The following is a 13,490-nucleotide window of genomic DNA, read 5'->3' as shown; positions in this document are numbered from 1 at the left end:
TTTAATTTGTAAATAACTGTACCCAGTAAATCGTATTATTCTTTTTATAATATCCTACTCCCATTTTTCCAAAGCTTTCAGATAAAATGTTTTTACGATGTCCCTCAGAGTTCATCCACGCTTCCACAACTTCTGCCGGTGTTCTTTGTCCATAGGCAATATTTTCGCCTGCTGCCTGATAAGACACGCCATACTCTTCCAGTGCAGTAAAAGGACTTGTTCCATTTGGACGTGTATGTGAAAAGGATTGTTCAATTTCCACTGCTCTTTTGTTAGCAGCATCTCTTAATGAAGTAGTTGTAGTCAACTCACTTAATCCTCTTGAAGTTCTCTCCTTATTTACCAAATCCAATACCTCTTTTGCATAGCTTTCTGCTTCATTATCAGATGTATTTCCACTGACCGGACTGCTGGAAGTACTGCCCGTCGTAACCGAAACAACATTGGAATAAAGTCCATAATATTTTACTCCTGCCGATTTTCTATATCCGCGCATTCTATAATAATACGTTGTATTGGCAGAAATTTTACTATCTTTATATGCAGTAGTCTTAGAAGCTCCGATAAACCGGTAGCCACCTGTCTTACTTGTACTACGGTATACATTATATAGTGATGCATTTGATACTTTTGACCATGTAATAGTATTTACGCTGCCACTGTTTTTAGCTGTAATAGATGTTGTTTTACTCATTGACTTGCCAGCTGCTTTTATAGCAGAATACTTACTTGTTATGGTTTTCCCATTTATTGTCTTATAGGCACGCACTTTATAATAGTAAGTTCTTGACGTACTCACCTTTGTATCTTTATACTTTAATGATGTTGTTTTACCAATATAAACAAAAGCTTCTGCCTTACTGGCTGCCCGATAAACCCTATATCCACTAGCCCCTGTTACTTTACTGATGGTAAAGTTAACGGTACTAGGTGTTCTGCTTAAAACAGTAATAGACGGTGTATTCAACTTTGTTGCTGCTGCTGCATGAACTGTTACTTTATCTACATTCACTGAAATAAGTGTTGTAATATTTAATAAAGCTACCGACATAAGAACAATCAAAAACGCTCTTTTCCATCTCATATTCTTTTTCATTTTAACCCTCCTAACGTTTCATGGTTAACCAGTTTCAAACTCTTTGCTCACCAGAGCCAAGAACTCTGTACCTGTGGGATATGAAGTTGGCGTAGCTATATACTATCATAATTCTACAAAAAATGCAAATTCCAATTTTTGTTTTTTATTTCATTTATATTTCCAATTGCGTAGTAAACACTTTTATCGTATGGCTTTTGACGCCTCATAGACTGAACAATTAAAATCTCTAATGCCTAGTTCTTTTACTTCTCTAAGGATACGCTCCCGATACTCATCTGTGCTATCCCCTTTGTTTTTTGTTTCTAAATACGGTACAATAGCAGGTGCTGCATCCAGCGATAACTGTCTGGTTAAATACCTTACTTCATCTACTGTCATGTTGGACTCATGCTGAATGTTATAGGAGGCAATCCAATAGTCTGGCTTTGAAAACGAAAACATAATGTAGCAAATAGAAACTACCACAACGAAATATTCAAACAAAGGAAATTTCTTATCATACACATATAGGATTACTCCTCCTAATAAAATGGCATTTATTAACAGGACGAGCAGTCCAAAAAGTCTTAAAAAAGTCAGATGGTATGCTTCAATGTATAATAGCATACGATAAAATGCAGAACCTGTCATAATATACGTACATGCTGTTATGACTGTTAACAAAGCACTGACTGCCTTGCTTGTTTTAAAGCAGGTAGTACATAGAAGCATTAAAATTATATTAATTGCAGTAACAGTAAGCAGCTCAAAAAATCCTTTTCTTGCATATTCTGAAAATGTAATTCCCATTGGCAGTATACGGCTCCCCTTTGGAAATAGACAAAAAATCTGAATTCCACAGAATACTGCATAAATGATACAGAGCACTGCTAATACTGTTACAGCAATAGCTGCATCTGCTCTAGCCATTGTATCTTCATTTTTAATTTCATCCGCCTTTACAGCAGCACCACAAATAACACAGTAGCACACTAAAAATCCAAAAAAAGTCATAATCCATATAATAATAAAATCTGCTGAATACTCAGTGGAAACCATTCTTTTCATCATACTGCGAAAAACTAAATCTGCACTGGAAAGCAAGGCAATAATGATTCCGCCTACTGGAATTGTAATGGCAATTCCAACGAAAATATTACGTGCCAGTTTATTTTTTAAAATTGTTATGTTTCTAAAAAACTGATAACTGTCTATAAAGGGCAGGCTAATAGACAACAGGCTGCTAAAGGGAAGTATCAGCATATTTTTCAGCTGGCTGGTAAAGTCTTTTTTTTGCCCTTCACAAAACTGGTTTAGAACCGCTGCTTCCAGTAATAACAAAATTCCGGCTACATTGAAAATTTCCAGCGCCCAACTGGACGTCATGGCACTGGATACGCCTAGTACTATAATTCCAGCATAGTATATGATCGTCTGCTTCTTTACAGTTAGACCCAGCCTGTTGGTTACTGCTATCAGAAGTATTACTGTTATTATGGTAAATATACTTGCATTGACCCCAAGCCCTGCCTTATAAAAGCACATAGTGAATGTAATTCCAAACAACAAGCTGATTATTCCAAATATCATAAAATTCTGACGCACTTTTTGAATCACTTGATCCATAACTATTCTCCATCCTTTCTTTCATTCCTCATGTTTCTCTTCCACATAAGCCAAAATGTCCCCTGGCTGGCAATCCAATGCCTTGCAGATTGCTTCTAACGTACTAAAGCGAATTGCTTTTGCCTTATTGTTTTTCAAAATAGACAGGTTTGCCAGTGATATATCTACTTCTTTTGCCAGTTCCGTTAAGCCCTTTTTTCTCTGTGCCATCACAACATCTAAATTTATCACAATCATTCTGGTTTCCCCCTATATTGTTAAATCATTTTCCTGTTTGTAACTAACAGCTTGCTCAAAAACCTGAGAAAGAACCAGTGAAAATAAACCTGCTATGATAAAAACCAAAACTAGAACTGCCGCGGCAGGTGTTAGTACAAGAACCAGCTTCACCAATAGCAGAATTGCAATCATAAATGCACAGCTTCCCATTCGTTTTAATGATATTACATTTTCAGTTACAAATGGATTCTCGTTTATCACTGTTTGAAACATATTACGTAAATTCCATAATATAATGAGAGCAAAAACCCCTGCTGCCATAAACACAATACAATATGGCACATAATACTTTTGAAAAATACTAAAATACTTTGCTGCCTGGCGAAAAAGCATGGGTACGCTCAAACAGATAACTACTCCTGATAGCAGCATAAAATCTATTAAATGCTTTGTAAACCGCACTAATGGGTTTGTTTTCATATATCATTCCTCCGCCTTACCTGATTATTGTTTCCACATTTTTAATATTGACTATACTATACCACCGTAAAAAACGAATGTCAATAATTTTTTATCGATAATCGATAAATATTTATTGCCATTCGTTCTATTTTTCAGCTACCCTTGTATTTTTCACGAAATAGTGCCGGTGTCATTTGATAATATTTTTTAAAAGTTCGATAGAAATGAGCTCTGTCCTCAAATCCACTTAATATAGAAATTTGCTCCACACTTAAATTAGTTGTGAGAATTAATTTTTTTGCAAGCTGCATCCTATTTTCTAAAATATATTCAAATGGCGTTTTTCCTATAATCTCTTTAAATATCTTACTAAAAAAGTTTTTACTTAACCCACATCGTTCTGCTAGCTCCTCTAATGTAAATCTTTTATCTAAATTTTTATCAATGTACTCTTTGCAGGCAATCAAATTATCATAGTTATTACGTATTACCCGTCTCCCCATATGATTCAGTTCAGTGTCTAATTCGGTTTTTATTATATCAAATATATTGATTAGATTTGCTTTCATATAGGTTTGATTTAACTCTCTTCCATTATTAAAGGAATTCACGATGTTAGAGAAAAGAACTTCTAACGCCTCCTGATTAAGTGTACTATAACAATCAGGAAATTCATCAAAACACCCATAGTCCTTAATCATTGTGTTTTCGTCAAATATCCAATAGGGAATCTTGCTTTCATAGCACTTAACACGAGATTTATCATATACGGGATCAAAAGCAACTACGTAAGAATAATACCCTGCTATTCCCTGGGTAAAAACTCCAGGCCTCCTGAAAAACAAATTTCCCTTAATTGCTTTAAATTGTTTATTGTCTGTAGTCATCTCACCCGTACCACCAGTAATCAGCTCTATTTCATAGAATCTAGTTTTTCTGATATGGTATGGCATACCTGATGGCCAGTATAATGTATGTACAGATGTATGTGTAATATCAATAATATATGGATTAAACTGCATTTCACTTTTTATCCTTTCTTTTACTCTACAAGCTAAGTATATAACGAATAAATTTAATAATAAAGAATATATTTAAACAACTATGTTTTTCAGGAGGAATTATGCCAAAAAATAAAAATGAACGATTATGTTTTTATTCCTTCAATCCAGAAAACGAAATTACTGAAAGATTTTTAAATCCTTCTGACATATATATTGTACAAGGATATGGTATTGAAGTATTTGCTCAGGGTTTAAACTCACCAATAAGTATGATATTCACAGATAACGGTGACATTCTAGTTGCAGATTCAGGTCTGTCCACAGGATACCCACAAATTTTGATGCTAAAAGACAACCACTTCGAAATAGTTGCAGAAGGCTTTAATATACCTGTAACAGGCATCAACTATATGAACGGAATACTTTATGTTTCACATAGAGGCTTCGTCACTAAAATATTAAAAGATGGCACCAGACAGAATATTATTATGGGACTTCCCAGCAATGGCGATAATACCAATAGCCCAGTTACTTTCTCAATGGATAATAAATTATATTTCGGACAAGGAACTGTAACAAACTCTGGAATAGTTGGAAATGACAACAAATGGCTGACCTCTTCACCGCTGCTTTGCGACTATGCTGGTGATTATATTATGCTGAATGGACAAAACTATAATACCTCCAATATTTTATCTGAGGCAGCAAATAATGAAATTGCTGTTACAGGGGCATTTTCCCCTTATGGCATAGCAAATCAGCCCTATGAGACAAGAAAAAAATACTTAAAGGCATCTGGATGTATTTTATCTTCAAATTTAGATGGTTCTAATATCGAACAGGTCGCCTGGGGATTCCGAAATCCCAGTTACTTAAAGTTTGATAATAACGGTCAACTGTTTGCAGCAAACAATGGCTATACTGCCACAGGAAGCAGGCCTATTGAAAATGCTACAGATGACTTTTATCTTGTTTCACATGGTCTATGGTATGGATGGCCTGACTATTCTGGTGGTGAGCCTGTAAGCCTCCCAAGATTTCGTCCCAGCGGAGGTGTCCAGCCCACTCTTTTATTAAAAAACCAGCCAAACGTTCCACCAACCCCATTTGTTTCCTTTCCCCCAAATTCTATGATAAGAGGCTTTGATTTTAATTACAACTCAAAATTTGGTCCTTATGGAGATGTTTATATTGCTGAATTCGGAAGTATGGTAAAGACCACGTTAGGGGAACCAATGCCTTATGCTGGAACTGGCCACAGAGTTTCCAAGATTGATATGAAATCACGAACAATTAATACATTTGCTATCAATAAATCTGGATTTCCTTCCTCTCTTTCAAAAGGTGGAGGATTTGAACGGCCTGCTGATATTATTTTTGCTCCAGATGGTGCCATGTACGTTGTTGATATGGGATTAAATGCTTTCTACAACTCAGATAATTTTGTCCCTGGCACTGGCGTAATTTGGCGGATATATAAGAAAGAACTTACTTAATTATGAAGGAAACCATATAGACAGATTACCGCCTATATGGTTATCAGATTTTAGCTATTGAATTTCTACACTGCCATTGATAAATGTAATATCTTTTATTTTTTCCATATTACCATTTCCAAAGGCTCCTTTTTGCCCAAACACAACTGGTGTTGTTCCACTTGAAGTACCAGTTATTTGAAAGGATACATATGCTAATACCCCGTCATCTGTTATAAGCTCTTCACCAATTGTATCATCCAAAAACAATAAACTGATAGAGCCAGCATTTATTTTGCTTGAAAAATTCACATCTGGATTTGTAATAATGTCTCCCGCTGATACGGATACTGCCTGCAATTGATTTGAATCAAATGTTATGTAAAAATTAAAGGTTCCTATGCTGCCGACTGATGCAATGTCTGCTGCTGTAACAGGTACTGTTATTGTATCACCTGTTTCTCCAATTACATTTCCTAAACTTATCTTTAACCCATCTGGTACTGGGGTTGGCGTTACCACTGGCGTTGGTGTTACCACTGGGGTTGGCGTTACCACTGGCGTTGGCGTTATCACTGGCGTTGGTGTTACCACTGGCGTTGGTGTTACCACTGGCGTTGGTGTTACCACTGGTGTTGGCGTTACCACTGGCGTTGGCGTTATCACTGGCGTTGGTGTTACCACTGGCGTTGGTGTTACCACTGGGGTTGAGCCAATTGGTTCTTTTCCTGATAATAAACTTTCATTCACATAAACCGTTATTCTATCCCAATCCTCATATGTATTTACCGATTTATAAGAATAATCGTTGGATTGGTCATAATTGCTCCAGTCATTTCTTGAAATTCTTGTATTAATCTCAATTGTTCCTCCTGATGAAACATTTCCCGCATCTGACGAAAAACCAATCTCAAGATAATGCGTTGCGATAGGAACTGTATCTTCCATAACTACAAATGTTCCAGATACTTTATTGGTAAGATTATAGTAGTTTCCACCATTCATCATACCTGCATAGTCACAAAAAAAGTTTTGTGCCTTTTCCATATCAGCTGTATAATAATATCTGATTTTTAAGGCTGCAAGATTTACAGCTGAAGTGCCTGTATTGGAAATTTTCAATTTTACGTTAATTGTATTGGAATTTGCTGCTGTACTTCCGTTACTGAATTGAACCTGTATGTCTGTATTTGTTGCTTCAACAGACATTTTAAACGTTACAAAAGAAAACACCACTAAAATGGAAACGAGTAACGCTACTGCTTTTTTTCCTTTTTTCATATTATTACCTCCATGATTATTCATATTACTTACATATATTTGCTTTAATATTAATTTAGAAAGTACCCCTTCGTCAATGCCAATTGCTCAAGTTGTTAGATTTCCTTACATACAAGTCAATTGTAAGAAGAATAAAAATATGCTATTATATATTTATACCATTTTATTACATATTAATAAAATACTATCTTTACTATTTTATAGAAAGGAATAGGGTAAATGAAAAAATTTAAATTAACAAAATTATCTACACGAAAAGCAAAGACCTTGATAACAGGCATTCTTGTTCCTGCTCTGCTTCTTGCTCCTGTCAGTTCAATAAGCCTGAATGCCTCCGATGAGGAAACTGCTTTAGAATTTAATTATGCAAAGGCTCTGCAATATTCACAATATTTTTATGATGCCAATATGTGCGGAACTGGAGTCGATGAAAATTGCCAGTATGAATGGCGTCATGACTGCCATACATATGATGCAGAGCTTCCACTGGATTCCACCAATACTAATATGACTGAAAGCTTTATCGATGAACACCGGTCTGTTCTGGACCCAGATGGGAATGGTACTCTTGATGTTTCTGGCGGCTTTCACGATGCTGGTGATCATGTGAAATTTGGTATGCCAGAAGCATACTCTGGTTCTACGCTGGGATGGGGTTTTTATGAATTCCGTGAGCAATATGAGGCTACCGGACAAGCAGAACATGCAAAAACTTTATTAAAATATTTCAATGATTACTTTATGAAATGTACTTATCTGGATGAAACCGGAAAAGCAATTGCATTTTGCTATCAGGTTGGGGATGGTGACGTTGACCACGCATACTGGAATGCTCCTGAAATCGATGAAATGTTCCGCCGCGGCTGGTTTGCTACCGATGAACTACCTTCCACTGACTGCGTTTCTGCTGCTGCTGCTTCACTTGCAGCTAATTATATGAATTTCAAAACAGAAGCACCTGAATATGCCGAGACAAGTCTTACCTACGCAAAGGCACTATTTGAATTTGCTGAACGATGCGATAATAAAGCTTGTAATGCTGATGGCCCAAAAGGCTATTATACCTCCTCCAAGTGGCAGGATGATTATTGCTGGGCAGCAGCCTGGCTCTATCTGGCAACTAAGGATGCGCATTATTTAGATCAGCTTTTTCAATACTATGATTACTATGCACCTTCCTGCTGGACACATTGCTGGAATGATGTATGGGCTGGTACAACTTGTCTTTTAGGAGAAATAGATGATTTATACGATAAAAATGGACAAGAACTAGAAAACCAGTTCCGAACTGCTGCAAATAAAAGTCCTTATGAAGTAATTGACTTTTGGAGTCAGATTGCCAAAACGGTGGATAACTGGATGAACGGAACTACTGTTACCATTACTCCAGGTGGATATTCCTTTTTGAATCAATGGGGTTCTGCCCGCTACAATACGGCTACACAGCTTTTGGCACTTGTTTATGACAAGCATCATGGTGACACCCCTTCTAAATATAGTACATGGGCAAAGTCTCAAATGAACTATTTAATGGGAGATAATCCATTAAACCGATGCTACATAGTAGGTTACAGTGATATTTCCGTTAAATATCCACATCACAGGGCTGCTTCTGGTTTATCCAGATGTGAAGATACCAATGAACATAAATATGTCTTATATGGTGCTTTAGTTGGGGGCCCTGGCTCAAGTGATGAACATACTGATTCTACAGCCGATTATATCTATAACGAAGTAACTATTGATTACAATGCTGCTTTTGTTGGTGCATGTGCTGGACTTTACCGATACTTTGGTGATACTTCTATGGAAGTCACTCCTGATTTTCCTCCAAAAGTAAGTGCTGATGAAGAGGAAGGTGGCTCATCCTACTGGGTTGAAGCTTTTGGCGTTAATATTGTACAAAATGACGAGCCAAAAACTAATGAAATCACTTTATACGTTTGCTCCGATGTCACTAAAACATCTAAAAATATTTCCGTCCGTTATTATTTTGATGCTACGGGAATGACATCACTGGACGCAGATAAAATTGAAATGAGACAGCTCTATGATCAGACAGCGGCAGAAACTAATTATGCTGCTCAGCTTTCCGGTCCACATCTTTATAAGGATAACATATATTATGTGGAAATTACCTGGGACGGTTTTGTAGTTGCTAATTCTAATAAAAAGTACCAGTTTGCTCTTGGTACCTATGCATGGCAAAACTACTGGAATCCATCTGATGACTGGAGTTACCAGGGATTAAGCATTGAAGAAAGTAATTGGACTGGAACACCTGTAAAAACAGATCACATCTGCGTTTATGATAATGGTGTTCTTGTAGGTGGAATGGAACCAGACGGAACCACGCCAGTAACAATTAGAAAAGGAGACATCAACAGCGATTCAGAAATCAATTCCTTAGATTTGGCTTTATTGAAAATGCATCTTGCAGGAACCAAAACATTAACTGAAAATGCACTAAAGGCGGCTGATTTTAATGGAGATAGTTCCGTTGATTCTCTTGATTTTGAAGCTTTAAAAACATATATTTTAGAACTAATCTAATAAATAAATCCCAGATAGCGTTTACTTAATGCGTTATCTGGGATTCTTTTTAGTCTGCCATTTACTAATTCAAATCATTCAGTAATTATTCAAGCATATATGAAAAATCAGCAACTGGGCTTCCTACACCTTGGAAACCAAAGTTAACTGAACAACCAGCACTAATTGTCTGATTCCAAGACATTGGTGTAATTATAAAAGTATCTCCTGATTCCACAATATTTGCGCACCAAATATTGGAGATATTGAAATCTGCTTTATTTACAATTAGTTTCCAGTTATTTACCGTAGTATTTGATGTATTTTTTATAGTTACATTCATGGTATAACCAGTTGACCATGCATTTGTTTCAGCTGTTAATTTTAAGCCTGTTGCTATTGGTGTTGCCGTTACTGTTGGTGTTGCTGTTGGTGTTGCCGTTACTGTTGGTGTTGCTGTTGGTGTTGGTGTTGCCGTTGGTGTTGCCGTTGGTGTTGCCGTTGGTGTTGGTGTTGCTATTGGTGTTGCCGTTGGTGTTGGTGTTGCAGATAAAATCCTACTTAATGTTTCATACCACTTATCACACATTTTTTGACCACCAGAACTATTTGGATGTACTCCATCATAAGTATCTGTACTTGTATTAAAGCCTGTAAACTGATCCACCAATGTAATTGGTGATTCAGCTGTTGACAGCTCATTTGCCCAATTTACCATTGCTGTATTCAGTTCTTCAACACGTCCAATATAGTCTGCATCATTATTAGGCTGCATCGGTGTAATTTGTGCCACTACTATTATCATATTAGGATTGTTTGCCCTCATTTGCCCAACTAATATAGTATATGCATTAAGAATCGCGTCTGCCCCCTTATTACACCAGCAGTCATTTGTTCCAAAATGCATCATAACGATATCAGGATTTGTTGATGAAAGCCATGTAGATAATTGATTTGTTGCAGCAAGATCTGTAACAAGCATACCACTATGTCCTTCATGTGTACCTCTTGAACCTACGAATTCAACATCATATCCATTACTAATTAATTTGTTAAATAGTAATGTTCTCCAGAAATCGCAATCTGTAATAGAATCACCTAGTGGCATTATTTTAGTTGTAGTTGTAGCTGCTGTAGCAGAATAACCAGGCATTATACTTTGAAAACATACAAACATAATAAGTAATAAGCAACTCATCTTAGCTATTAAGCGAAACTTTAAATTTTGTTTCTTATTCATATAATCCTTCTCCTTTTTACAATTAAGAACGCAAATTACCTATAAAAACAGTAAAATATTCTTACTATAATAAGTATTATACTACTTTTAAAAGCAAGTATATGCCAAATGAACAAAGAATACGCTTAGTAAATGGCAGAATTACTTTGTTTCTTTAGACACTTAACCTTATATGTATACATTCTAAAGTTTTCTTTGTTCATATAGCCTTATTTCATATAATACTCTTATACTCATAATACTGTAGCCATTTTTTAATGTCAATTAGGATAACTAAATATAAGTAAAGACCAATAAATAAACCTATTCTTGGCCATCCGTTTTCATAATACATTTTGCTTCCTGCAAATCCTCAATCATTAAATGCTCAAAAATCCAGTCTGTCAGAAATTCCTTAATTCTCTTCATTTCTTTGTAAGGGTTTTTCCCTAATTCCACACAATCTATCTCTTTAACCATTTTTTTTAATTGCTCATGTGCCTTCTTATGCTCTTCAAAATCACTACATCCCGCCTGCATCATCAACCGCTCTTCCTCATAAAAGTGATATGATACATATTCCCTCAATTCACATACAATATTCAACAGCTCCTGTGTAGTCGCTCCAATACATTTTCTTAAAAGAAGCTGCTCAATATTCCTACCTATTCGAAATAGTTCTTTATTCTGATTATCAATTACTTCTATTCCTGTACACAAACTATCTTTCCAGTCAAATTTAAAATCAAACATTTCATTTACCTGCTCTTCATTTTATTTATCTTGTATACTCGATTATCATCTCTGTATGTAATATATCTGTTGCTTCATTCATTGTAGTTTCATCTTCCCTCACACAACTAAGCTTAGCCAGATAACCTTCCGAATCCAATGTACATTCTATTTGAACAGATTTAACCTTATTTCCTTCTCCCAGTTCCTCATTCTCGCTTTTAATATAACTCTTAGATACTTGGAAAATATAGGTTGTTTCAGTATCGCCTTTTTCTATCTTCATTGTTTCTATATCGCTGCTTTGGAAATCTAAATCAACATAAGTATATTGTTCGTCCATAAAATCCGTTTTATACTCAGAATATAATTGCCAGTTTCCCTCTCCATCCATAATATAGTAACCATCTTCTCCATTTTTGAAATTACTTTCTAGTATCTCGCCATTATAATTTTGAGTTTCTTTCTTCTCACAGTTAATGTATTCACCATCTTTCGTAAATTCTGACTGTGACTCTAAAATCATTTCACTTGAAAAATTATCAATTGACTTATTAGTTGGACTTACTATAATTTTTCGATAAATAGTACCACTATCTAACTCCATATCTTTTTGCAATCCATTCTGGATAACCTGAATTTCCCCAGAATAATCAGATTTTTTTGCACAACTGCATAAACAAAATGTTAACATTGTTACCATCATTAGTATTCCGATTTTCCTTTTCATGAAACCCCTCCGTATTTTTGTATATTCACATTTTAACATATGTACTATCAAAATCAAATACTTTCTGGTATTAACTTTATTTATTAACGAAAAAACTGCTGTAAAAGTATTCTTTCACAGCAGCAAACATCAAAATTATTTTCTTAAACCTAACTTTTCAATTAAACTACGATAGCCATCGATATTTTTCTTCTTTAAATACTCTAAAAGACCTCTTCTTTGACCTACCATTTTAAGAAGACCTCTTCTTGAATGGTGATCTTTTTTGTTGATCTTTAAATGCTCTGTCAACTGATTAATTCTTTCAGTTAATAATGCAATTTGTACCTCTGGTGAACCAGTATCCTCTGCATTTCTGCCATAAGCAGCAATAATTTCTTTTTTCTTTTCACTTGTAATCATTTCATTTCCTCCTAATTTTAATCTCCAAATGCCAAGAAAATGGTCGGAGTGTCCAATTCCTGAGCATTGGATCGAGGCTATTTGCCCCACAACTGTTTTATGATAACACAAAATTTTTTATTTGTAAATACCAATTGACACAAATCAAAAAAGCGAATACATTCATAGCCACTTAGAAGCCTTTTGGCTTCATGATTAGTTGTGGAAATTCTGTAATCGTGCAGAAACAGTAAATGCTTGAATATATACCTTCCAATTCGCCAGTACAGGTTTGTACCGTCCTTTGTAATACTTATCTAAAAGAATGTAACCATATTCTTCCTTCACCTATGGTGAGCAGAAACTATTTTATTATTTTTCAGTTTTGACTTTATAAGATACTACCCTTATCATATTATACATATCTGTATTTGGTAATGGTAGTAGAAATATAATGGCTGAAAGCATATTATATATTCCAATTAGTCTAAATAATAAAGTGCTTACTTGAAAATAAAACAAATATCCTAATACAAAACTTGCAAATGGACCAATCAAAAAGAACACACAAATTTTAACATAGGAGAACTCAATGATTTTTTCTTGCCCAACACTAACATAACCAGAAAATATTATTGGAGATACTTTTATCTTTTTCGTAAAATGAAAATAGAACAAGTTTCCGATACTAATCTCCTCATATCCACCGAAAAACAACAAACTAGTTAATAAATGCGAACACTCGTGAATT

At 35.3% G+C, this 13,490-nt stretch carries 12 protein-coding genes; 2 read left to right on the top strand and 10 right to left on the bottom strand.

Going from position 1 to position 13,490, the window contains the following annotated elements; genetic code table 11:
• Nucleotide 1: 1 nt before the first annotated feature.
• The 5 genes from BM305_RS09635 to BM305_RS09615 all read right to left on the bottom strand — a co-directional run bounded on the left by BM305_RS09635 (nucleotide 2) and on the right by BM305_RS09615 (nucleotide 4,407).
• Nucleotides 2-1,096, bottom strand: coding sequence for a CAP domain-containing protein (locus tag BM305_RS09635; RefSeq protein ID WP_092560490.1), 1,095 nt, complete (start codon nucleotides 1,094-1,096; stop codon nucleotides 2-4).
• A gap of 183 nt (nucleotides 1,097-1,279) precedes the next feature.
• Nucleotides 1,280-2,704: a DUF4153 domain-containing protein gene (locus tag BM305_RS09630; protein ID WP_092560489.1), complete on the bottom strand. Its 1,425-nt coding sequence runs from the start codon at nucleotides 2,702-2,704 to the stop codon at nucleotides 1,280-1,282.
• Nucleotides 2,705-2,725: 21 nt separating this feature from the next.
• Nucleotides 2,726-2,941 (bottom strand): helix-turn-helix domain-containing protein, encoded by a 216-nt coding sequence (locus BM305_RS09625; protein ID WP_092560488.1) that lies wholly within the window; start codon nucleotides 2,939-2,941, stop codon nucleotides 2,726-2,728.
• Between the two features lie 12 nt (nucleotides 2,942-2,953).
• On the bottom strand, nucleotides 2,954-3,403 hold the full coding sequence (locus tag BM305_RS09620) for a DUF2975 domain-containing protein (RefSeq protein WP_092560487.1): 450 nt from the start codon (nucleotides 3,401-3,403) through the stop codon (nucleotides 2,954-2,956).
• Between the two features lie 134 nt (nucleotides 3,404-3,537).
• Nucleotides 3,538-4,407 carry an AraC family transcriptional regulator gene (locus tag BM305_RS09615; protein WP_092560486.1) on the bottom strand — a complete coding sequence of 290 codons (870 nt, stop codon included), beginning with the start codon at nucleotides 4,405-4,407 and terminating at the stop codon, nucleotides 3,538-3,540.
• 101 nt (nucleotides 4,408-4,508) lie between these two features.
• Between BM305_RS09615 and BM305_RS09610 the strand changes: the two genes are divergently transcribed.
• A complete protein-coding gene (locus tag BM305_RS09610; protein ID WP_242940510.1) occupies nucleotides 4,509-5,885 on the top strand; it encodes a PQQ-dependent sugar dehydrogenase in 1,377 nt (458 codons plus the stop codon).
• Nucleotides 5,886-5,939: 54 nt separating this feature from the next.
• On the opposite strand, the gene BM305_RS09605 is transcribed toward BM305_RS09610, so the two are convergent.
• Entirely contained in the window at nucleotides 5,940-7,145 is a 1,206-nt protein-coding gene (locus BM305_RS09605; protein ID WP_177214663.1) for a cohesin domain-containing protein, read from the bottom strand.
• A 219-nt stretch (nucleotides 7,146-7,364) separates the two neighbouring features.
• Between BM305_RS09605 and BM305_RS09600 the strand changes: the two genes are divergently transcribed.
• Nucleotides 7,365-9,698, top strand: coding sequence for a glycoside hydrolase family 9 protein (locus BM305_RS09600; RefSeq protein WP_092560484.1), 2,334 nt, complete (start codon nucleotides 7,365-7,367; stop codon nucleotides 9,696-9,698).
• Between the two features lie 85 nt (nucleotides 9,699-9,783).
• Here the strand turns inward: BM305_RS09600 and BM305_RS09595 are convergent, their stop codons facing one another.
• The 4 genes from BM305_RS09595 to rpsO all read right to left on the bottom strand — a co-directional run bounded on the left by BM305_RS09595 (nucleotide 9,784) and on the right by rpsO (nucleotide 12,760).
• Nucleotides 9,784-10,917, bottom strand: a complete 1,134-nt coding sequence (locus BM305_RS09595; protein ID WP_092560483.1) for a cellulose binding domain-containing protein — start codon at nucleotides 10,915-10,917, stop codon at nucleotides 9,784-9,786.
• Nucleotides 10,918-11,220: 303 nt separating this feature from the next.
• A complete protein-coding gene (locus tag BM305_RS09590; RefSeq protein WP_092560482.1) occupies nucleotides 11,221-11,649 on the bottom strand; it encodes a bacteriohemerythrin in 429 nt (142 codons plus the stop codon).
• Nucleotides 11,650-11,674: 25 nt separating this feature from the next.
• Complete coding sequence (locus BM305_RS09585) at nucleotides 11,675-12,358, bottom strand: hypothetical protein (RefSeq protein WP_092560481.1); 684 nt, start codon at nucleotides 12,356-12,358, stop codon at nucleotides 11,675-11,677.
• 135 nt (nucleotides 12,359-12,493) lie between these two features.
• On the bottom strand, nucleotides 12,494-12,760 hold the full coding sequence (gene rpsO / locus BM305_RS09580) for a 30S ribosomal protein S15 (RefSeq protein WP_092560480.1): 267 nt from the start codon (nucleotides 12,758-12,760) through the stop codon (nucleotides 12,494-12,496).
• Nucleotides 12,761-13,490: the final 730 nt, after the last annotated feature.

The sequence above is a fragment of the Anaeromicropila populeti genome (assembly GCF_900112775.1).
Taxonomy (GTDB): Bacteria; Bacillota; Clostridia; order Lachnospirales; family Lachnospiraceae; genus Anaeromicropila_A; species Anaeromicropila_A populeti.
Note: the sequence above shows the minus strand (reverse complement) of the source record. Positions and strands in the feature narration are given on the sequence as shown.